Raw genomic sequence first — 21,798 nt, forward strand, 5'->3', positions numbered from 1 at the left:
TCGGCTTTTCACATTCCGCAATGGGAAAACTATTTCAACGTGGCTTTGCCACCACTGATCGTGATCGTTTCATCGCCGGTCAACGCTTCGCGGTCCCCGTTCGGAAACGTTACGAAGCAGCCCGAGGCGCAAAATTCAACAGTTTCACCGGGCGCGACAATCATTTCGCGCTTAGAAGCGCCTTCCGTAACGACAATCGTCTGAGGGCCGCTATCATTATTGGAAATCTGCGCGGCATAAGCGCTGCCAGTTGAAACTGCAAAACCGATTGCTGCACCAAGAACAAGCTTCCCCAAGCTGTTGGCCTGATTTCTGTTCATACCGTCCCGACCTTTCCATCGCTCCCGCCGCGATATGTCCAATGTCGCAAGAGCCCTATTGCCCTCTGTCATCCCCTTTATAAGCGGACAAAACTGAACTGCAACTGAACGAAACGTTCATCAAGCCCGGTCGTCGGCATCCTCGTCGACTTCCGGCTTCTCTGTCAGGGCCTTTTTCTTCTTGGCTGATGATGAAGGCTCTTTCTCCTTCTGCATCAAATCGGAGAGTTTTTCGATTTCAGGCACACTGAGAACGAGATCAGTCCTAGTAGACGACAGGTGTAATCCTTCCTCATGGAAGCGCTCTACAATCTGGAATCGCAACTCGTTCTTGATACCACCCGTCGCTGTAATATCGGCCACATAGGCGTAGATATCAAAAATCATCAGTGAATCGTTCATGTTCTGAAACGAAACGAACGGCTCAGGATTCTTCAAGATCGACGGATGGCCACGAACAATTTCGAGAAGCAAAGCGTGGACCCGGCGCGGCTCCTCCGTATAAGAGGCCTGCACATTGATATCGATGCGCCCGAGCTTGTTGCGATGGGTCCAGTTGCCGACGTTACCGTTGATAAGCGTCGAATTCGGCACGATGATCGATTGCTTCTGGAAAGTTTCCACTTCCGTTGCGCGCACGCTGATCTTCTTGACGATACCGCTGACCGTGCCGGCTTCTACCCAGTCGCCGACCTTGAACGGACGTTCGGCGAGCAGAATGAGACCAGAAACAAAATTCTGGACGATATTCTGGAGACCAAAACCGATACCGAGAGACAAACCACCAGCGATAAGAGCCAGGTTCGACATATTGAACCCGGCTGCCGATACACCGACCAGAGCGGCAAGACAAAGGCCAACATAGCCTATGACTGTGCGGATTGAATTGCGTACGCCAGAATCCACCCGCCCGCGCGCCATAACACTGTTGTCGAGCCAGTTCTGGAACCAGCGCGTCAGAAGATAGCCGATCACGAACAGCAGCACGCCGGTCAATAGTCCCATGAGCGAGATCGAAATATTGCCGATCTGGAAACCGGTCATCAACTGATAGAAGGTGCTTTTAAGTTCGGCCCACTGGAAGCCGAGCTGCATCAAAACGAGCGGAATGCCGATCAAGGCAACGACGAGATTGATCAATATGCCCGCCACAAGGCCAAGCTGATCAAGGGTTGCGTCATCGAAATGAAACCGCTCCCGCATTGCCTTGCCAATCTGGCTGGATGCGAAAGCCTGCTCTTCGGAAATTGCACGCCCAGTCAGGAAGCCCATATACATCGTAACCAGAAATGCGCCCGTCACCACGATCTGCTGCGATATGAAGCGCGCCATGCCGATATAGCCAAACAGCGCGGTCAGAATGGGTAAAAGCCCCAATATGATCAGGAATGTTCTGAATGCGCGCGGCCATGAGCGGACAGCGCCATCCTTTTCGCGCTCAACCGGTTTCAGAAACGCAATCGCCAGGATGAGAACGCCAACCATCACCGTAGCAAGCAGGCTTTTCGCCATCGTCAGCGACAGAGGCGATGACAAAATCTGGTTGACCTTTCCGAAGAAAGAATCGAGCCCGCTTGTCAGCGCCGTGGCAGTTATCAGCAACCCCAACACGCGTCCTGGACGTGGTGCGACCGGAACCAGTCGCCACTGCGGCATATCCGAGCTGATACAGGCAGACGCCAGTCTATGAATGAAGAAAACGAGCCCAAGAACGAGAAAAAGCGACTGAATCAGAGCGGCAATATCTGTTCTCAAGACATTAAAATAGTTCATTAAAAAGTAAGTCGTCGCCAAGAATACGCCCACAGCAGCGGACGGTATAACCGTAGACCAGAAAGCCACTGAGAGGCGACTTAGATAGGAGGGCGATTCGATCGTTGGATCGCGTTGATAGAGCGTTCCGAGGACGCGTCTTGCACCCAGCTGGATGACCAGCGCCGCCGCAAACGCAAAAAACGCGGCAGCGAGAAATGACTTGAGCTTGAACGTACTTACAAAACGCCACCACGACTGAACGATGCGCCAGAGTGAAACCATCTGGTTACTGGCAGCCGAAGCAACCTCTGTACCCAGCGTCGTATCGAGATTCACGCGTTGTGAAAGTGTGCGTGCAAAAAGGTCTCGGCGCATGTCGCCGATCTTTGCGGACATCTGATTGACGGAAAGCGATGTGTCTTCCGTCTCGCCGACAATGGCATTGATCTCGGCCTTTTCGGCGGTCAGTCGCGCGCGTTCTTCACTGACGATTGCCGGTTCTGGCGGCTGATCGCCAGAGGGTGCGGGGCCAAGCTGTTCCAGCCGCGTATTTATTTCGGTCAGACGCGGACGGAATGAAACGCCAGCATCCAGAAGCTTCTTCGAAAGAGAGTCCAGCTGGAGCTTGAGATTGGCCAGCGTTTCATCGTTCGAAGTGGCCTTGGGAAGCTGATCACTGATCCGTTTCGTCTGTTGCTTCAGATCGTTGATGACAGGCTTTTGTTGCTGAACAACGCTGGAAACAGGTGCTGGTGCCTGTTGCTGATCGGTGGCAGCGGGCGCTTGCTGGGCTGAGTCGTTTTGCGGAGCGGCAGCGGGCGCAGTTTGTGCCGCCGGCGGAGTCGAGGGCTTGTTATCCTGCGCAAAGGCAGGCGCAATGCCACCCGGCGACAGAACGCCGATCAGAAGAGAAAATGCAAGAACACGAAACGTCGATGAATATGCCAATTCAATTCTGCCGTTAAACAAGACATGGTTTCAACATAAAGCGCCCTAAAACGGATGCAAGGCGTAGGCCGTCTACAAGATTTCACGGTGCGCAGGAAGCGGACCCATAACGTATAAGACGAGCCTTGATGCCAGTATTTCCTTGTTCGTGCGAACACAAATGATTAATGAGGATTCGCAATGAGTGTGAAAAGCTGGCTCAACTCCACGGATCGACTCTAAAGAAAGTCTTGGCGATTTGATGAAGGGCATGAAAAACACGGAACAGCACAAGCGGCATGGTTTCATGCTGTTCGTTACGTGCGTTCTGTCGTTTACGGCTTTTCTGTTTGCCGTGGATTTTTCAACGCCGGACGAAGATGTTGCCCGTGGTCACTCCGGCGGCATCGTCGCAAGACAGGTCGAAGGCACTCCGACAACCCCTGTTCGCCAGCAATCCACCCCCTCGCCGCAGCCCATGCGGGCGATCTTGATCGAAGCGATCGCAGCCAAGATCAAAGCTGTTTACCTTGATGGCACCGGAGCAGCGCTGCCCGTGGCGGCAGTGGCTTTTGCTCTTCCAAAGTCGGCAGCAGCCAAAGCGGCGCTGAATTTCCAGCGCCTCGCAGTTTTGCAGAGACATTTTGGCTCTGCCCGTGCGCCTCCTAAAAGCGCATAATATGCCATCCTCGAAGATTGGCTTTAACCAATCCTGACACCATTACAAACGATGCCCGCACCGCTGCTTGATGAGTGGCAATTGGGGCGTACCAACCGGAACCTTAATCCATGCGTACTTCCAAATGGGTGGTTGTGCTTTATAGCCTGATCGTTGCGATCGGCGTTATCATTGCCTTGCCCAACTTTTTCACCCAAAAGCAACTTGAGGCAATGCCGTCCTGGTTCCCGAAGCGTCAGGTCACGCTCGGCCTCGACTTGCGCGGCGGCTCGTATCTCGTGCTCGAAGTCGATGCAGCGAGCCTGAAGAAAGACCGTTTGCGCTCTCTGCTTGACGATGCCCGCAGCAAGCTGCGTGCCGAACGCATCCAGCCGCAGTCGATCCGTGCTGTCGGCGATGCGGTCGTTGTGACCATCCCTGATGCGGACCAGCGTTCCAAGGCGGAAACTGCACTTCGCACGTTGATTTCGCAGGTCAATACCAGCGGTTTCGGTACGGCGATCAACGACATAGATGTTGCCTCGAACGACAATCAGGTACGCCTGACCCTCACCGAGGCAGGTTTCAACTATCGTCTTGATGCCGCTCTTCAGCAGAGCCTTGAAATCATCCGTCAGCGCGTCGACCAGGTCGGCGTTGCAGAACCGTCCATCCAGCGCGTAGGCTCGGACCGTATCGTCGTTCAGCTTCCCGGTCTTCAAGACCCGGCGCAGCTTCGCCAGCTTCTCGGAAGCACGGCGAAAATGAGCTTCCATATGGTCGCCGATGCCAATCCGAACGATGCGCCGCCTCCGGGCGTGACCATCATGCCGGATTCCAAGGATCCGAACATCAAGTACCCGATCGAGGATCAGATCGCCCTTTCCGGCGAGCGTCTCACCGACGCGCGTGCAGGTTTCGACCAGCGCACCAACGAGCCGATCGTATCTTTCCGTTTCGATAGCCTCGGTGCTCGCCAGTTCGCGGACATTACGACGAAAAACGTCAATCGTCCGTTCGCAATCGTGCTCGATGGCAAGGTGCTAAGCGCCCCGGTCATCCGTGAACCGATCACCGGCGGCTCGGGCCAGATTTCCGGCAGCTTTACGGTTCAGGACACAGTTGTTCTTTCGGCACTCCTGCGCGCTGGCGCCCTGCCCGCTCCGCTGACCGTTATCGAAGAACGTACTGTTGGTCCTGATCTTGGCGGCGATGCCATCAAGATGGGTCTGATTACAGGTATCGTGGGCTTCGTACTCGTCGCGGTCTTCATCCAGCTCCTTTATGGCGTCTGGGGCACGATTGCCAACGTGGCGCTGTTGCTCCACACCTTGCTCACCTTCTCTGCCTTGAGCCTCATTGGCGCAACGCTGACATTGCCCGGTATCGCCGGTATTATTCTCGGTATTGGTATCGCGGTTGACGCCAATATTCTCATCAATGAACGTATCCGCGAAGAAACGCGACGCGGCCTCGGAGCCATGGCCGCGCTGGACAAGGGCTTCCATAGCGCCTTCTCCACCATTGTGGATGCTAACGTCACGTCCCTGATCTCGACCTTGCTGTTGTTCACCTTCGGCACAGGCCCGGTTCGCGGCTTTGCGATTACCATGATGCTCGGTATCGCGATCTCCATGTTCACTGATGTGACGTTGGTACGCATGGTCATGGCGTGGTACGTTCGCAAGCGTAAGCTGAAAGTGCTCGTCATCGAGCCGTTCCTGAAATTCGTTCCTGAGAAGACGAATATCAGCTTCATGAATGCACGCTTCATCGGCATTGGCGTCTCGATTGTGCTGTCTATTCTGTCCATTGGTCTGTTCTTCAAACCGGGATTGAATTACGGCATTGACTTCAAGGGCGGCATTCAGGCGGAAATCGTCACGTCACAGCCAGCCGATCTGGCGCAACTTCGCGCCAAGCTAGGCGCACTGGGTCTTGGCGAAGTAGCGCTTCAGTCAGCCGGTAGCCCGAATGATGTCCTGATCCGCGTCCAGCGTCAGGAAGGTGGCGAGGAAGCGCAGACCGTTGCCGTCAACAAGATGCGCGAAGCCGTGACCGAACTTGATCCAGGTGTGAAAATCGAGCGGACAGAAGTCGTCGGCCCGAAAGTCTCCGGTGAACTGGCCCGTTCAGGCTTCATCGCCGTCATCTTGTCGGCACTCGGCATGCTCATCTATCTCTGGTGGCGCTTCGAGTGGTTCTTTGCGATGGGCGCAATCATCACGCTTATCCTCGACACCACGAAGATGGTCGGCTTCTTCGCGCTGTTCCAGCTCGATTTTAACCTGACAGCCATTGCAGCGCTTCTGACCGCTATCGGTTACTCGGTAAACGATAAGGTCGTGGTTTATGACCGCATGCGTGAAAACATGCGTCTTTATAAATCAAAGCCGCTACGCGAGATTGTCGATATGAGTATCAATCAGGTGCTCGTCCGCTGTGTTTACACATCGATGACGACGTTCCTGTGTATGCTCCCGATGGCAATCTGGGGCGGTAGCGCGGTTCATAATTTTGCCGTGCCGATGCTGTTCGGTATCTTTATCGCTACATCGTCGTCGATCTTCATCGCCGCTCCGATCCTGCTTCTGCTCGGCAACTGGTGGCAACACCGCAAGGAAGCCCATCAGGCAATTGAAGACAGCGCCGCAGCGCAGAAATAGCCCGCTTGCCGGGCAAGGCTCAAACCTTGCCCGGCTCCCACTTACACAATTGAAAAGCCAGAGGGGGAAGGCACCTGATGCCCCATGACACGCCTTTGATAGCGACAATCGTCATCGGGTTATGCCTGGCCTTCATCTTCGGTGCGATAGCCACCCGCCTGAAAATCTCCCCCCTCGTCGGCTATCTTCTGGCCGGTGTCATTGCTGGCCCGCACACGCCCGGATTCGTCGCTGATCAGGATCTGATTCTGCAGCTAGCCGAAATTGGCGTCATCCTGCTGATGTTCGGCGTCGGCCTGCACTTTTCCCTCAAAGATCTTCTTTCCGTCAAAGCCATAGCAGTACCCGGCGCGCTCGCGCAGATTGCAGCAGCCGCAGCCCTCGGCACCGGCCTTGGGCTCGCCCTTGGTTGGGATGTACAGGCGGGTCTGGTTTTTGGCCTCGCACTTTCGACCGCCAGTACCGTCGTCCTGTTGCGCGCCATGCAAGAGCGCCGCCTGATCGACACCGAACGTGGACGCATCGCAGTAGGCTGGCTGATCGTCGAAGACCTTGCCATGGTCATGGCACTGGTGTTGCTTCCGGCAGTCGCCAGTGTAACCGGCCGTGCAGAAGGCTCAGCAGCGAGTGATCCTATCGTTTCATGGCTTGGCCTCGGCATTGGTGGCATCATCCTTCTCACCATTGCCAAGGTTGTTCTGTTTGTCGCCCTGATGCTCATCGTCGGGCGTAAGGTCATACCGTGGCTTCTGAACGTCGTGGCTCAGACCGGCTCTCGCGAACTGTTTCGTCTTGGTGTGCTCGCGATTGCGCTGGGCGTCGCTTTCGGCGCAGCCCATCTGTTTGGCGTTTCCTTCGCATTGGGCGCATTCTTCGCCGGCATGGTGATGAGCGAATCCGAACTCAGCCATCGAGCCGCGGAGGAGTCCCTCCCCTTGCGCGACGCTTTCGCGGTGCTGTTCTTCATCTCTGTCGGCATGTTGTTCGACCCGATGAGTCTACTTCGCGATCCGCTGCCCCTGCTCGGAACGCTCGCCATCATTCTGATCGGTAAATCGGTCGCAGCATTCTTCATCGTGCGCGCTTTCCGTCGCCCTGTCAGCACAGCGCTCACCATTTCGGCGAGCCTTGCGCAGATTGGTGAGTTCTCCTTCATTCTTGCGGGATTGGGCGTCAGCCTTAATCTCCTCCCGCCAGCCGGACGCGACCTCATTCTCGCAGGCGCAATCCTCTCGATTTTCCTCAACCCGGTCATGTTCATTGTCGCGGAACGGATGCGACCATGGATCGAAAAGCGAAGCAAAGGCAAAACGTCAGCCGGTGATAACACCAGTGCCGAACTCAATATTTCTGAGCCCGAGCCATTGCCGCAGACTTTACTGACCGCACACACGATTATCGTTGGTTACGGCCAGATCGGCGAAAGGATCGCAGCAGGATTGCAGGCAGAGACGCCTTTTCTCGTCATTGAGGATTCGTCGAAAGTCAGCGCCTCGCTCAAGGATAAAGGCATCCAGGTTATTACAGGGAACGCCTCGGATTCAGATATACTGAAGGCGGCCAATCCGGTAACGGCTCGAAACCTGGTTATTGCAATACCCAACGCTTTCGAGGCTGGGCGGGTGACGGCATTGGCCAGAGCCGCCAATCCGGAAATCAGCATCGTCGTGCGGGCCTGTTCAAAGGCAGAAGCACAATATTTGCATGATCTTGGCGCAGATTTCGTCATTCTGGGAGAAGAAGAAATCGCAGCAGCCATGGCAAAGGCAATCGGAACTGAGATCAAGAGGAAAAATACCGAAACCGTTTCAGAGGAAAACGAATTTCAGGCCGACGCATTAGGGATAATATCGGGAGATGGGTCGACCGATATCATGGGCAAAAAAGGGGATGATATGAAGCATGAAGGCATGGTGACCGGTTGATGAAAGCAAAGGATTACATCTGGCCGGTCGTGGGCATTTGCGCAGTCGGTATTTCGGCTTGGCTTCTCTATCGCGAACTTCGCAGCATTTCGCTCGATGATGTTCTGGACAGTCTTTACGCCATCCGCGCCCATCATTGGGCGCTCGCGGCGGCTTCAGCACTTCTGGCCTACAGTTCGCTTGCTGGTTATGATCGCATCGCGCTGCTGCACCTCAGACGCAAGATTTCCTGGCTGTTTATCGCGCTTTGCTCCTTCACCACCTACGCGCTGTCGCACAATATTGGCGCTTCAGTCGTCTCCGGTGCCGTGGTGCGCTACAGGGCCTATTCTTCTCAAGGCATGCCCGGCAGCGAAATCGCCGTCCTCATCGCTTTCTGTTCATTCACATTCATTCTTGGTGTTGTCATTACTTCCAGCGTCGTTCTCCTGCTGGAGCCGCATATTCTCATGCGCTTCAACGAGGAACTGACACCAACCGTCTCCATCGTCATTGCACTTCTAATGCTGGCATTCGTACTGCTTTATGTCTTCGGTAGCTGGCTGCGCCTGCGTCCGCTTCAGATCGGCAGTTTCCGTCTGGAATATCCGCGGCTGTCGGTTGTAGTGCAGCAGCTCATCGTCGCACCGCTGGAGCTGATCGGTGCCGCTGGTATCATTTATTTTGCCTTGCCAGAGGCCGGCAATCCCGGTTTCCTCATTATTCTTGGCATTTTCCTGGTCTCATTCTCTGCAGCCCTGATATCGCACGCTCCGGGCGGCCTTGGTGTTCTGGAACTCGTTTTCCTGACTGGCTTGCCGGATATGAATCAGGCTGATGTTCTGGCTGCGCTGATCGTCTTCCGTCTGCTCTACCTGCTTATCCCATTCGCGATGTCGCTTGTGGTCGTGTTGGTCTTCGAGAAATCCCAGTTTCTCCTGCGCTGGAACGATAAACAGCGAAAATAGAAGCAGATCAACGACGGAGTATATTCTTCACAAAACCCGCCATAATTTGAATTTTTTTTCCTTAAAATGGCGGCCATGGCCGCCTATCTTGGAACCAGTTTCGCAAATGGAACAAATTGCGAAACTGAACGCCCTCCCAAGGCTTTATCCAAGAGGAAAAACGCATGCCTGCGACATTGATCATCCCCGGCTACAAGGGATCGGAAGCAGGCCACTGGCAGCGCCAATGGTTGCATGACGATCCGTCAGCATTGCTTGTCGAACAGGACGACTGGCACTATCCGGTGCTATCCGACTGGATGCACGCACTCGAAGCCAAACTCGCCGAAAATCCGGGCGCCGTTCTGGTCGCCCATAGTCTCGGCTGCGCACTGGTCGCACATCTGGCCAGCCGACCGTCGGCAGCACATGTGGCGGGCGCCCTTCTCGTTGCACCTGCCGACGCGGAAACTATGGCCCGCAAGGACAGCCGTTTCCAGAGCTTTGCCCCGCTGCCGCGCCATGAGCTGGGCTTCCCTTCCATCGTCGTGGCAAGCCGCAACGATGAATATATGAGCTTTGCCAAAGCTGAAGCCCTTTCGCACGTTTGGGGATCGGGTTTTGTCGATCTTGGCCATTCTGGCCACATCAACGTAGCAAGTGGTTTCAGTCGCTGGCCGGAGGGGATTATCCTTGCATCCTCTCTTCACAGAGAACCGGTAGCCAACACGCTTTCCCAAGCAGCGTGACCGTGAGAGCGGTTCCAGTCAAAATGGAACCGCTCCAGCTCTTTTGTATTTAAGCACCTTGCCTGCGTTCAAGCAGAACCTTCAAGACGAGCGTCAGAAGAGCGATCAAAGCGAGCGTCGAAGCCGCAGCGAATGCACCAGCGACGTTATAGTCATTGAACAGTAGTTCCACCTGAAGCGGCAGCGTATTGGTCTTGCCTCGGATTGCACCCGAAACGACAGACGTTGCCCCAAACTCTCCCATTACGCGCGCATTGCAAAGCACCGCACCATAGAGCAAAGCCCATTTGATATTGGGCAAGGTGACATAGAAGAAGGTTTGCCAGGCATTGGCGCCAAGCGTCAGAGCCGCTTCTTCTTCATCGCTCCCCTGCACTTCCATTAGCGGAATCAGTTCACGCGCCACGAAAGGTGAAGTGACGAAGAGACTGACAAGGAAGATCGCCGGAACCGTAAACATCACCTTGATGTCATAAGTTTCCAGCAATGGCCCCAGCAAACCTTGCGATCCATACAGGAAGAGGTAGGTCACGCCGGCCACGATGGGCGAGACCGAAAACGGTATCTCAACGAAAGTGATCAGCAACCGCCGTCCTGGAAAACGGAACTTGGTCACAAGCCATGCGACACAGACACCGAAGGCCATGTTGATCGGCACCACGACGATTGCTGTGAGAATGGTCAGCCAGACCGCATGCAACGTATCAGGCTTCAATATTTCACCGAAGAAGACATCGGCGCCCTTGCTGAATGCGTAGGAGAAGATAATGGCCAGAGGCGCTCCAATGCAGACCACCGACAAGCCAGCCGCCAGCCAGATCAACAGATTGCGCACTGGTCCGGAATTTCGTGCCTGCAGGCTTGCGCTAGCGTTCTGCATAACGAAGCTGCCTTGCCTGAATGAGATTGGTCACAAGAAGCATCACGAAAGCCGTAATGAGCATCACGAATGCAAGTGCAGCGGCTGCAGGATAGTCATACTCGTCGAGTCGGATGAAAACGAGCAACGACGTCACTTCGGTTTCAAAGGGGAGATTGCCAGAGATGAAGACAATCGAACCAAACTCACCGAGGCTGCGGGCAAAGGACAGCGACGAGCCTGCAAGGAAAGCTGGAAAGATGGTCGGCCAGATAATGTGTGAGAATGTCTGCCAGGAGCTGGCCCCAAGGCTGCGGGCAGCTTCTTCCACATCAGCACTCATATCTTCAAGCACCGGCTGAACCGTGCGGATAACGAACGGGATGCTGGTGAAAAACATCGCGATCATGATGCCGAGCGGCGCATAAGCAACCTTTATCCCGATCGGTTCAAGGAACCGTCCGAACCAGCCATTTTGGGCGAATAGCGTCACCAATGCCAGACCGGCTATGGCAGTCGGCAGCGCGAAAGGAAGATCGACGGCGGCATCGATCAGACGTTTGCCGGGAAATTCATATCGCGTCAGTACCCAAGCCAGCAGAAGACCGAACAAGCCGTTAAAAACAGTGGCCACTGCGGCTGCGCTCAAGGTGATCTTATAGGTCGCTAGCGCCCGATCTGAAGTCACAATGCTCCAGAAGTCACTCCAGCCAAGACTTGCCGTTTTCAGAATCATGGCCAGCAGTGGCAAGGCCACGATAACAGCCAGATAAAGCAAAGTGCAGCCGAGGGTCAGTCCGAACCCCGGCAGCACAGAATTACGTTTCATGCTTAGAAGCGCCACTGGATTTTTCCAAAAAGCAAGGCGATCCCGTCCGGGATCGCCAGTTGGCTTTGTTATTTGCCTGTGAATAGCTGATCAAGCACCCCGCCTTCGGCGAAATGTTCCTTCTGCACCTTCTCCCAGCCACCGAAAGCATCTTCAACCGTCACGAGACGCACATCAGGATAGATGTCCTTGTGCTTTGCAATGACATCCTTGTCGTGCACACGGTTGAAGTTCTGAGCCAGAATTTCCTGACCTTCCGGCGAATAGAGATAGTTCAGATAGGCTTCCGCTATCTTGCGCGATCCACGCTTGTCTACCACCTTGTCGACGACCGTAACGGGAAACTCTGCCAGCAGGCTGACTTCCGGTACGACAACGTCATATTTGTCCGGTCCGAGAACCTTTTCGGTTCCGCGTGTTTCTGCTTCAAACGTCACCAGCACGTCGCCAATGCCACGTTCGGCAAAAGTCGTCGTTGCTCCACGTCCGCCGGTATCGAAGACTGGAACATTCTTGAAAATCTTCCCGATGAACTCGTGTACCTTCGCCTGATCACCCTTGAACGCCTCGTTCGCATAGGCCGTCGCAGCAAGATAGGTATAGCGCGCATTGCCTGAGGTCTTCGGGTTCGGGAAGATCACCTTCACGTCGTCACGCGCCAGATCGTCCCAATTCTTGATGTTCTTCGGATTGCCCTCACGAACGAGGAATGCAGGGAGCGAATAGTAAGGCGAGGAGTTGTTAGGAAGCCGCTTCTGCCAGTCCGCGGGAATCAGATTACCCTTGTCATGGAGGACCTGAACGTCGGTCACCTGATTGAAGGTCACCACATCCGCCTCAAGCCCTTCCAGAATCGAACGCGCCTGCTTGGAGGAGCCAGCATGGGATTGATTGACGGTTAGATCCTCGCCGGTCTTGGTCTTCCAGTCAGCGATGAAGGCTTGATTGACCTGTTCGTAGAGTTCCCGCGCAATGTCATAGGAAACATTGAGTATTTCCTTCGGCTCCTGTGCATGAACCGGTGCAGAGCCGAGACCGAGGGCTACCGCCGCATATAGAATAATTTTTCTCATTAGACCCATCCCCACCACGCTGTTTGCGAAAAGCGCTCTAAACTGGATTGTTTTCGGAAAACAAATCTAACGTGAGAAGAGGCAAAATCAATCTAAATCATTGATTTAAATATATAAACTACTTTTATCACCATTCATGGAACCCGTACCCAAACCTCATGCTGGCGTGAGAAAATAATTCTCATCAGGAGCGAAACCATAAAAAGAAATGCAAAAAGGCAGAAGACCTCCGTCTCCTGCCTTCATAACTTTCTTAGACTCTGGACTTACCAGAAACCGCGATGCTGCCAGCACCAGAGAAAATTATGCTCGCCACGCTCCAGCCGACTACGGCGGCGGGCTGCAATCTCTTCTGCATTCAACTTCATCTCGCTCCAAGGCCGCTCCAGAAGGGCCGGAACACGCAAAACCGTATTCTTCATTGTCGTAGCGAGCTGTTGAACGGTTCGCTTCATGCCTGGCCTCCTCATTGCCTTACGCTCAAATATTGTCGCGTTTTCGCCGCAACAATGAACGATAGGTTAATTTTGAAGGCTTCTCGGCTTTTGTCAATAACCTACTTATTTTATCGGAGTTAACTGCGTGAAATAATTTGCGAGCCAGACCAAACAACCCGCAAATTCATTCCTGTTAAACCTCATAGTCGGTTGAGGGCGTAATGCGTACCTTGCCGATATGACGACCATTCATCGACTCGATCTTGAACTCCAGGCCATCGGCAACGAAGCTTTCTCCACCCAAAGGCAGGTGTCCGAGATGCCAGAGAACATAGCCGGCAAGGGTAGTATAACGGTCACCGTCATCCAGAAGGTCGCGTTCCAGAAGGCCGCTTAACCGGCGAATATCGGTAAAGCCGTCTACAAGATAACCACCCTGCCCGTCCGACTGCGCGACAGCCGCCTCTTCGTCTTCATCCGGGAACTCACCAGCAATGGCTTCCAGAACGTCGGTCGGCGTCACGACGCCTTCGAAAGAGCCATGCTCATCGACGACGACTGCGATCTGGACAGGTGAATTACGCAACTGCTCCATAACGCGCAGCACGTTTGCATTTTCATGCACCACAAGCGGCTGTTTTACGATCTTGTCCCAGTCGACAGGCTTCTTGTCACCAATATCGAGCAAAAGGTCCCGGACCAACGCCACGCCGATGAACTCGTCCACCTGACGGCGCGCAACGATGACGCGAGAATGTGACAGCTCACGAATGGCCGCATCAAGTTCCGCTTCGTCTTCATCGAGGTCAAGCCACTCGATCTCGTTGCGCGGCGACATGATAGAACGCACAGGTCGATCAGCCAGATCAAGAACGCCGCGGATCATCTCCTTTTCTTCCGGCAGGAAGACATCACTGGCCGCTGTCTGCTGAGCAATCACGTCAACCGTGTCGGAAAGCGGGTTTTCGCCGCGACTGCCACCGAGTAGACGCAGGACGGCACCCGCAGTGCGCTCTCGCAGATCGTTGGTCGTGACCAGCTTTTCGCGATTGTGTCGCGACATCTGGTTGGCCGCTTCGATCAACACCGAGAAGCCGATCGCCGCATAAAGATATCCCTTTGGAATATGGAAGCCGAAACCCTCCACGACCAGACTGAAACCGATCATCATCAGGAAGCCAAGACACAGGATGACAACGGTGGGGTGTTTGTTGACAAAATCCATCAGCGGCTTGGAAGCAAGCATCATTACGCCGATGGCGATAATGACAGCAATCATCATGACCGGCAGATGCTGAACCATGCCCACAGCCGTGATGACACTATCCAGCGAGAACACGGCATCAAGCACGACAATCTGAACGATCACCTGCCAGAACACAGCATGCACGACCTTGGAACTCTTAGGCCCATGATCACCCTCCAGCCGCTCATGTAGCTCCATCGTGCCCTTGGCGAGGAGAAACAGACCACCAATTAGCATAATGATGTCTCGGCCCGAGAACGACATCCCCATCAGCGAAACCAATGGCTCACGGAGGGTGACGATCCAGGAAATCGACGCCAGCAGCACCAGACGCATCAAAAGAGCCAGAGTAAGGCCGATAAGTCGCGCGCGATTACGTTGGTGTGGGGGCAGTTTGTCGGCCAGAATGGCAATAAAGACGAGATTGTCGATACCGAGAACGATCTCGAGCACCACCAATGTCACCAAACCTATCCAGGCATTGGGGTCAGCAATCCAGTCCATGGACCAGTCCATGATATGTCGGCTCCTTTAAAGATCAGCAGAAATGGAAATTGGGAAATTCGTCGCAACAGCTTTGTGACCGGGCCGCATCTGTGCGGTCCAGTCTCTTGCAGGCAAAGGCTATCGGGAATTGTTCAATGCGCAGGAAGCCCGAACACCCCTCCGGGGAATTCGGACTTCGAGAAGACGAATCGTCAGAACTGTCGTCGGGCATAAAGCGCGATGAACCTTATATGAGGTGTCGCGAGGCCTGAATCCTCAGCCACACCGGTTGCCACATGGAACATATGGTCTGTTATTATGCAGACCGAAGCCTGTAGCACAAGAGGTCGATTATTCGGCGGGAGAGACCTGAACGCGGCGCTTACGCTCCCGACGTGGACGAGCTTTGAAAAAGCGCACACCGATAACCGTCGCAATGATGGTGACGATAGTGATTCCGATCACGAACCAGAACATGTGATCGCCATCCATTCTGGCGAAAACGCCTGCTCCACGACCTGCCAGCCAGCCCGGAAGGAACATCAGCGGAGCCCATACAAGCGCGGAGAGGACATTGGCTGTCTGGAAGCGTGTCTGATCCATAGACATCATACCGGCAACCATCGGCACGGTACAGCGCACAGGGCCGAAGAAACGACCAAGGAACACTGCAGAAAAACCATAGCGACGGAAGAGAAGGCGTGCACGCGCCACACCGCTGCGGTGTTTGTTGAGCGGCCACTTGTGAATAATATTGCGGCCCAGCCACCAGCCCAGGAAATAGGAGATGATATCGCCAATCACTGCGCCGATAATCGCACCGATTATAACGGGAATGGGTTCGATGATTCCGGCACCCACGAGGCCGCCGATAGCGATCATGATCGGCGTAGCTGGAATGAACATTCCTATAATGGCGAGAGATTCGCCGAAGGCGATAACGCCCACGATAGGCCCAGCCCATGCCCGATGATCGGAAATAAACTGTCCGAGATCGCCTATTATACTTTCCATTCCGTCCTCAAATGTCGCGAACCGGATTTTGAAACGATATGAGCCGTTTCTGTTTTCTTCGGCAAGGGCAACCCGGTGCATAAAGCGCCTTGCTCTCACAAATTTTAGGGGCGGCGCCGGTGTCCGTGACTTCAGAACCACTACCAACCGATCAAGTCTTTTATATGCCGTAGTTTCTCAGACAAGCATCAATAATTGATGACATGGCTGCGACATTTGCAGCGTGACTCTACTCCCTGAACGAAACCTCCCCGCCGCACGTATTAGTCCAGCATCGGCGAATATGGAGCCGCAGGGTTCCGCTTACAACGCCGAAAACGTGAAAAAATGAATCAAATCAAGAATCTCTCATTTTTGATTCTCAAAAGAGCGACCAGAAAACACAACCAGAATGCACACACCCTGAAAAAGACACCGGTAACGCGCAGTTATGGATTTTCGGAAGGCCCGCATTTCCGGGCTTTTTACGCAAGCTGTTATTTTTTTCAGAAATTTTGCAGTTGGAGGCTGGACAGGTGGAAAAGAGGCCGTTATAGAACCGCTCACTTCACTGGGGCCGCTGCCTCGGCAAAGCGAGTGGGTGATTAGCTCAGTTGGTAGAGCAGCTGACTCTTAATCAGCGGGTCGTAGGTTCGATCCCTACATCACCCACCACTTTTTCTTCTGAAAACAAACGCTTCCGCTGATAACTGATCCTGATGGATCAGAAAAATTCTTCTTGCCCGAACGAATATGTGTCTCAGTGCCTGCGGATGATTTTTCGCTTTGGAGAATGCTTCAACTCTGGTTTGCTCATACACTCCCCAATACATTACCGATAATTAATTGGCATATTCATATGCGGTTCATCTAAAAAGACAGACATTACTCGCACGCCTTTTAGCGGCGCCCCTGTAAAAGAGTAATGGAGTCAAATAGCCATGAAATCGAAGACCGCATTTATCGCTGTAATTGCAACATCTTTGCTTGCTGTACCCGCACTGGCACAAGAAAATAGCAGTGCAAATACTGATAAACCGGCAGCAGAGACGGCCGTTGCCCCAAACAAGGACATGAAGGGCAAGCGTGGCCCCGTCGATCTTGAGAAATTCTCACGCATGGATGACCTCAAGGCCGCCGATACCGATGGCGACGGCGTACTTTCTCGCGCCGAAATCGAAGCACTGGCACTCAAGCGCATCGTGAGCCGGGCAGCTGACCGCATGGAGCGTCGCCTCGACGTCAATGGCGACGGCAAGGTTACGCTTGCGGAAGTGGAGAACCAGCGTAAGAAGGAATTCGCTGCACTGGATCGAAATGAGGATGGCAAAATCGATCGCAGCGAAATGCGCGCCGCGAAGATGTATCACCAAGCCAGAGGCTCTCACCACAAAGGTCCACATCATATGGGCAACCACAAAGGTGGTGAGCATAAAGGCCCGATGAAGGATCAGGCAGAGAAGCCACAAGAATAAAGCTGAAATAAAAAACCCGGGCTCAATGCCCGGGTTTTTCATACGCCGATGTCAATTTCACCGTTCAAGAGCGGATGACGCCCTTCTTGAAAATGATATTGCCATAAAGCCGCTTCTCACCGGTCCGAATGATCGCGAACGCATCGCGAGCGCGGTGATAAAAAGCAAATCTTTCAACTGGATCGACGGAAATCTTTCGCCCCTCAGCCTTTTCTATGACCGATTCAAATTCCTTGAAAATCGCCGGCGTTTCATTGGGCGCCTGCATGACGGCGGCTGGCTTGTCGACAAAATCGTCCAAAGGCAACAGCGACAACACTGCCTCGGCCATATCCGTTGCAGTGATCCCCGGAAAGTCCAGCACGTGGACACCAGAGGACTGCGCCGGATAATTGGCATCAACAATCACGAGATCGTCTCCGTGCCCCATATCGGCAAGAACCTCGAGCAGCGAGCCGGTCAGCAATGGATTGATGTTCTTCAACATAAGACGTCAGTTCCTATAAAAATTCTGTCGCCTCACACTAAACAACTCGCTTTCAGAATCGCAAGGTCCAAGTGTTGGAAGTTGACCGGTCTTATCTCGTGGTCGGGTCCAGCTTGTCGCGTAGCCAATCACCCACAAAGCTGATCGACAGCGTCGTGAACATGATCACAAATGACGGCGCGAGCATGATCCACGGTGCGCGAGTGAGATATTCGCGACCATAACCAACCATATTACCAAGGCTGGTCATCGGCGGCTGTACGCCGAGGCCCAGAAACGAGAGGCTGCTTTCAAGGAGAATAATCTCCGGGAATGTCAACGTCATCGAGACGATTAGCGTTGAAGCAATGTTCGGGAGGATATGTTTGAGATACACCCGCGACGGCGTAGCGCCGAGCTGGGTAACCGCTGCTGCATAACCTTGTGCATTCGCTGAGACAGCCAGCCCACGCGCGATACGGGCATAACGTTCCCAGCCGTAGAAGCCCATCAGGCAGGTCAGCAACAAAAGCGAGCTTCCGAAAAATGCCAGCACGGCAAGCGACAAAATCAGGAATGGCAACGCCGCCTGAAAATCAGCCAGCATGACCACAACCTGCTCCACCGCGCCTCGAAAATAAGCTGCGAGGAAACCCAGTGTCGTCCCGAACACCGCTGAAATGATCGTCGCACCAAACGCGATGAGCAGCGAAATGCGAATGGATTCGATGAGGCGTGAAAGCACGTCACGTCCCAGCTCATCAGTACCCAGCCAATGCTGTGCGTTCCCCGGCAGTGCGAGGCGGTTTTTCAGGTCAAAGGCTGTAATGTTGTAGGGTTTTATCCAGTCCGCAGTCAGCGCAATCAGGATCATTGCGGCGATCCAGACAAAGCCGATGATGACCATCAGCGGAATGCTTTTACGGCTCTTTTTCGGTTGCGTGGAAACAGTGGCGGTATTGGCGGTCATATCCGTCATCGGTTCAGCCTCACGCCTTGCCCTGCGCCTGACGCAGACGCGGATCGAGATAACCATAGAGAAGATCAACAATGAAATTGGAGATCACCATCGTCGCGGCCACGAGAAGCAATATGCATTGCACGATAGCAAGATCGCGATTGGCTACCGAAACCACGAGCAATCTGCCCACGCCTGGCCAGGAAAAGAGCGATTCAACCACCACCGCACCTGCAATCAGCGATCCGACCATAAACCCGACGATAGTGACAATCGGGATGGCCGCGTTAGGCAATGCATGACGCCAGACAACATTTCGCCAGGACACACCTTTGGCGCTCGCCGTGCGAATATAGGGCTGCCCCAGAATCTCGATCATTGCGCTGCGGGAGAACCGCGCCAGAATGGCCGCGCCGCCGAGCCCCATGGTGATTATGGGTAGAATGGCATGCATCCAGCTGTCCTGCCCGCCCGAGGGCAACCAGCCCAACGAAACCGAGAACACCAGCACGAGCAACAAGCCAAGTACAAAACTCGGTAAAGTGAAGCCGATGACGGCAGTAGCCATGACAGCCCGGTCAATGAAGCTGTTGCGATGCAACGCAGCATAAATTCCGGCCGGAATGCCAAGCCCAAGTTTGATCAACAATGCCGGTATCGTAAGTTGAAGCGTCGCGGGAATGCGCTCGGTCACCAGTGCGATTGCAGATTGGCCATCGCGCATCGATATCCCAAGATCGCCACGCGCAATAGCGCCGAAATAGCGCAAATATTGCTGCCAGAGCGGATCATCGAGCCCCCAGTTCTTCCGGAAGGCAGCTATCGCTTCCGGTGGCGCGTCCGGTCCCATGATGATCTGGGCCGGATCACCGGACATACGCAAAACGACGAAAGCGAATGTCACCACAAGAAGAATGGTCACAAATGCGCGAACCCCGCGAACCATCAGAAATCTAAGCATGAATATTGTCCGTCTGCAGGGTTCCTGCAAAATGGCAGGCCACTTTGCGTCCCGCTGGCATGTCGAGGAGTTCAGGTGTCTCGCTGCTGCAGCGCGGAGCCGCGAAACGGCAGCGGGGGTGAAACGCACAGCCATTAGGTCGCGCGGCAGGGTTCGGCGGCTCTCCCTGCAGGATGATGCGATCGCTGAGAGGAGTTCCAGCGACAGGGACACTGGACACCAGCGCCTGCGTGTAGGGGTGAAGCGGTTTGGCAAAAATCTCGTCCGAGGACGCCTCTTCGACGATCCGGCCCAGATACATGACCGCAACACGATCCGAAATATTGCGTACCACCTTCAGATCATGGCTGATGAAAACCATGGCGATGCCTTCGCGTTCCTGCAAATCGCGCAAAAGATTCACAACCTGCGCCTGAATGGAAACATCCAGCGCCGATACAGGTTCGTCGCAAACAATGAGTTGCGGCTTGCATGCGATGGCGCGTGCAATGACGACACGCTGGCGCTGCCCGCCTGAAAGCTCATGCGGATAGCGCGAAGCCTGATCGGGACGAAGGCCGACCGCTCGCATCAGCTCTGCAACACGCGCTTTCTGCTCAGCAGCGGTTCCAATTCCGTGAATCTCCAGTGGTTCGGCAATCTGACGGCCAATCGGCAACCGTCGGTCCAGAGCTGCCAGAGGGTCCTGATAGACAAGCTGCATACGCGCCCGCAAAGCGCGCCAGCTTGCGGTCTTCTGGCGAGGTAGGGCTGAACCTTCAAACGTCACCTCTCCCTCGCTGGGATCTTCCAGACCGAGAAGCAGCCGCCCGGTCGTGGATTTACCCGAACCGGACTCGCCAACAATGCCCAGTGTTGTTGCCGGAGCGACCGATATGGAAAGCCCGTCGACCGCGCGCACCGCGACCGGTTTTGCGAACGGACCTTTGCGCGACGTGTAGGTTTTGACAAGGTCGCGAGCTTCGATGAGAGCAGCTGTCATTGTGCTATTGCCCTTGTGCTCGCCGGGACTGAAACATGGTCACTCATGGATGGCGGCAAATGCGAGGTAGCCGGATAGGGATGAAAGCACGAGACCATGCGCCCCTCACCGGCATCGTCCTGCGGAACACCGAGCCTGGGGAGGCTTCGCGCGCACAGATCACTCGCGCTCAAGCAGCGTGGCGAAAATGCGCAACCTTGCGGAAGCTTGCCCGGCTCAGGAACTGTGCCCTCAATGGGGATCAGACGATTGCGCCCGCCATCAAGGTTCGGAATAGAATCGAACAGGCCGTGCGTATAAGGATGGCGCGGAGCAGCAAAGAGCGCTTCGGTCCGGGCCTGTTCAACGATACGCCCGGCATACATGACGGAAACACGTTCGCAAATTTGCGACACTGCACCAAGATCATGGCTGATAAAGACCACAGCCATGCCGGTTTCCGCACGCAATGCGGCCAATAGATCAAGAATTTGAGCCTGAATCGTAGCATCAAGTGCTGTCGTGGGCTCATCCGCGATAAGGATATCAGGATTGCCCGCCAGCGCCATGGCAATCATCAAACGCTGGTTCTGGCCACCGGAAAATTCGTGCGGATAATTATCGATACGGCGACGCGCATCGGGTATTCCCACCAATTCCATCAATCGCAAAACCTCTGATCGGGCTGCAGGTCCTCTCAGATTGCGATGAAGCCGCACGGCCTCCTCAATCTGGCGCCCGACCCGAATAACCGGATTTAGAGAACTCGATGGGTCCTGAAAGATCATCGCAATACGGCCACCCCGAACACCTTCGAGTGTGCTGCGCGATGCAGTCAGCAATTCTGTTCCTTCAAGGAGAACACTACCGGAGATCGACGCCTTTTTCGGCAAGAGACCGAGCGCTGCCAGCCAGGTCACAGACTTGCCGCAGCCGGACTCCCCGACTAATCCGACAGCTTCGCCTCGCTCAATCGAAAGGTCGATACCATGCAGAACCGGCACGCCATCAAAGGCCACTTTGAGATTGGAAATTTCGACTAGCGGCATCATGCAATCCTTCTGGTTCATTCACAGTCGCGGGGTTTGAAACCCCAAAGGAAAAGCGAGCCCGATTGAGCCGGGCTCG

At 54.5% G+C, this 21,798-nt stretch carries 19 protein-coding genes and 1 tRNA gene; 7 read left to right on the forward strand and 13 right to left on the reverse strand.

The features are described 5' to 3' along the window. Positions 1-29 precede the first annotated feature (29 nt). Positions 30-320 carry a hypothetical protein gene (locus tag KWJ32_RS12705; protein WP_012091845.1) on the reverse strand — a complete coding sequence of 97 codons (291 nt, stop codon included), beginning with the start codon at positions 318-320 and terminating at the stop codon, positions 30-32. A 120-nt stretch (positions 321-440) separates the two neighbouring features. Beyond that, complete coding sequence (locus tag KWJ32_RS12710; protein ID WP_151609986.1) at positions 441-3,023, reverse strand: mechanosensitive ion channel family protein; 2,583 nt, start codon at positions 3,021-3,023, stop codon at positions 441-443. 241 nt (positions 3,024-3,264) lie between these two features. On the opposite strand from KWJ32_RS12710, the gene KWJ32_RS12715 reads away from it, so the two are divergent. The 5 genes from KWJ32_RS12715 to KWJ32_RS12735 all read left to right on the forward strand — a co-directional run bounded on the left by KWJ32_RS12715 (position 3,265) and on the right by KWJ32_RS12735 (position 9,926). After that, complete coding sequence (locus KWJ32_RS12715) at positions 3,265-3,681, forward strand: hypothetical protein (protein WP_010659823.1); 417 nt, start codon at positions 3,265-3,267, stop codon at positions 3,679-3,681. Positions 3,682-3,791: 110 nt separating this feature from the next. Next, complete coding sequence (secD, locus tag KWJ32_RS12720) at positions 3,792-6,326, forward strand: protein translocase subunit SecD (RefSeq protein WP_012091842.1); 2,535 nt, start codon at positions 3,792-3,794, stop codon at positions 6,324-6,326. Between the two features lie 77 nt (positions 6,327-6,403). Then, positions 6,404-8,251: a YbaL family putative K(+) efflux transporter gene (gene ybaL, locus KWJ32_RS12725; RefSeq protein ID WP_151609989.1), complete on the forward strand. Its 1,848-nt coding sequence runs from the start codon at positions 6,404-6,406 to the stop codon at positions 8,249-8,251. Then, positions 8,251-9,198, forward strand: a complete 948-nt coding sequence (locus KWJ32_RS12730; protein WP_012091840.1) for a lysylphosphatidylglycerol synthase domain-containing protein — start codon at positions 8,251-8,253, stop codon at positions 9,196-9,198. Before ybaL ends, KWJ32_RS12730 begins: the two co-directional genes overlap by 1 nt. 164 nt (positions 9,199-9,362) lie before the next feature. Then, positions 9,363-9,926 (forward strand): alpha/beta hydrolase, encoded by a 564-nt coding sequence (locus KWJ32_RS12735; protein WP_012091839.1) that lies wholly within the window; start codon positions 9,363-9,365, stop codon positions 9,924-9,926. A 49-nt stretch (positions 9,927-9,975) separates the two neighbouring features. On the opposite strand, the gene cysW is transcribed toward KWJ32_RS12735, so the two are convergent. The 6 genes from cysW to KWJ32_RS12765 all read right to left on the reverse strand — a co-directional run bounded on the left by cysW (position 9,976) and on the right by KWJ32_RS12765 (position 15,870). Next, the gene (gene cysW, locus KWJ32_RS12740) at positions 9,976-10,806 is read right to left on the reverse strand and encodes a sulfate ABC transporter permease subunit CysW (protein WP_012091838.1); all 831 of its coding nucleotides are present in this window, start codon (positions 10,804-10,806) and stop codon (positions 9,976-9,978) included. Beyond that, positions 10,793-11,614 carry a sulfate ABC transporter permease subunit CysT gene (gene cysT / locus KWJ32_RS12745; RefSeq protein WP_012091837.1) on the reverse strand — a complete coding sequence of 274 codons (822 nt, stop codon included), beginning with the start codon at positions 11,612-11,614 and terminating at the stop codon, positions 10,793-10,795. Before cysT ends, cysW begins: the two co-directional genes overlap by 14 nt. A 68-nt stretch (positions 11,615-11,682) precedes the next feature. Continuing rightward, the gene (locus KWJ32_RS12750; RefSeq protein ID WP_012091836.1) at positions 11,683-12,687 is read right to left on the reverse strand and encodes a sulfate ABC transporter substrate-binding protein; all 1,005 of its coding nucleotides are present in this window, start codon (positions 12,685-12,687) and stop codon (positions 11,683-11,685) included. Between the two features lie 266 nt (positions 12,688-12,953). Further along, entirely contained in the window at positions 12,954-13,142 is a 189-nt protein-coding gene (locus KWJ32_RS12755) for a hypothetical protein (protein WP_040129218.1), read from the reverse strand. 175 nt (positions 13,143-13,317) lie between these two features. Then, the gene (locus tag KWJ32_RS12760; protein WP_012091834.1) at positions 13,318-14,886 is read right to left on the reverse strand and encodes a TerC family protein; all 1,569 of its coding nucleotides are present in this window, start codon (positions 14,884-14,886) and stop codon (positions 13,318-13,320) included. 321 nt (positions 14,887-15,207) lie between these two features. Further along, entirely contained in the window at positions 15,208-15,870 is a 663-nt protein-coding gene (locus KWJ32_RS12765; protein ID WP_010659812.1) for a DedA family protein, read from the reverse strand. 578 nt (positions 15,871-16,448) lie between these two features. On the opposite strand from KWJ32_RS12765, the gene KWJ32_RS12770 reads away from it, so the two are divergent. Together KWJ32_RS12770 and KWJ32_RS12775 are read left to right on the forward strand one after the other, a co-directional pair. Continuing rightward, positions 16,449-16,524, forward strand: a tRNA-Lys gene (locus tag KWJ32_RS12770). A gap of 266 nt (positions 16,525-16,790) precedes the next feature. After that, on the forward strand, positions 16,791-17,324 hold the full coding sequence (locus KWJ32_RS12775) for a calcium-binding protein (RefSeq protein WP_012091826.1): 534 nt from the start codon (positions 16,791-16,793) through the stop codon (positions 17,322-17,324). Between the two features lie 64 nt (positions 17,325-17,388). On the opposite strand, the gene KWJ32_RS12780 is transcribed toward KWJ32_RS12775, so the two are convergent. The 5 genes from KWJ32_RS12780 to KWJ32_RS12800 form a co-directional block, all read right to left on the reverse strand. Beyond that, a complete protein-coding gene (locus KWJ32_RS12780; protein ID WP_010659810.1) occupies positions 17,389-17,811 on the reverse strand; it encodes an RbsD/FucU family protein in 423 nt (140 codons plus the stop codon). Positions 17,812-17,902: 91 nt separating this feature from the next. Beyond that, positions 17,903-18,769 (reverse strand): ABC transporter permease, encoded by an 867-nt coding sequence (locus KWJ32_RS12785; protein ID WP_012091825.1) that lies wholly within the window; start codon positions 18,767-18,769, stop codon positions 17,903-17,905. A gap of 10 nt (positions 18,770-18,779) precedes the next feature. Beyond that, positions 18,780-19,709, reverse strand: a complete 930-nt coding sequence (locus tag KWJ32_RS12790; RefSeq protein ID WP_012091824.1) for an ABC transporter permease — start codon at positions 19,707-19,709, stop codon at positions 18,780-18,782. Further along, entirely contained in the window at positions 19,702-20,691 is a 990-nt protein-coding gene (locus KWJ32_RS12795; RefSeq protein ID WP_012091823.1) for an oligopeptide/dipeptide ABC transporter ATP-binding protein, read from the reverse strand. Before KWJ32_RS12795 ends, KWJ32_RS12790 begins: the two co-directional genes overlap by 8 nt. Next, positions 20,688-21,722 carry an ABC transporter ATP-binding protein gene (locus KWJ32_RS12800; RefSeq protein WP_012091822.1) on the reverse strand — a complete coding sequence of 345 codons (1,035 nt, stop codon included), beginning with the start codon at positions 21,720-21,722 and terminating at the stop codon, positions 20,688-20,690. Before KWJ32_RS12800 ends, KWJ32_RS12795 begins: the two co-directional genes overlap by 4 nt. Between the last annotated feature and the right edge of the window lie 76 nt (positions 21,723-21,798).

Source organism: Ochrobactrum sp. BTU2, assembly GCF_024539785.1.
Lineage (GTDB): Bacteria > Pseudomonadota > Alphaproteobacteria > Rhizobiales > Rhizobiaceae > Brucella > Brucella anthropi.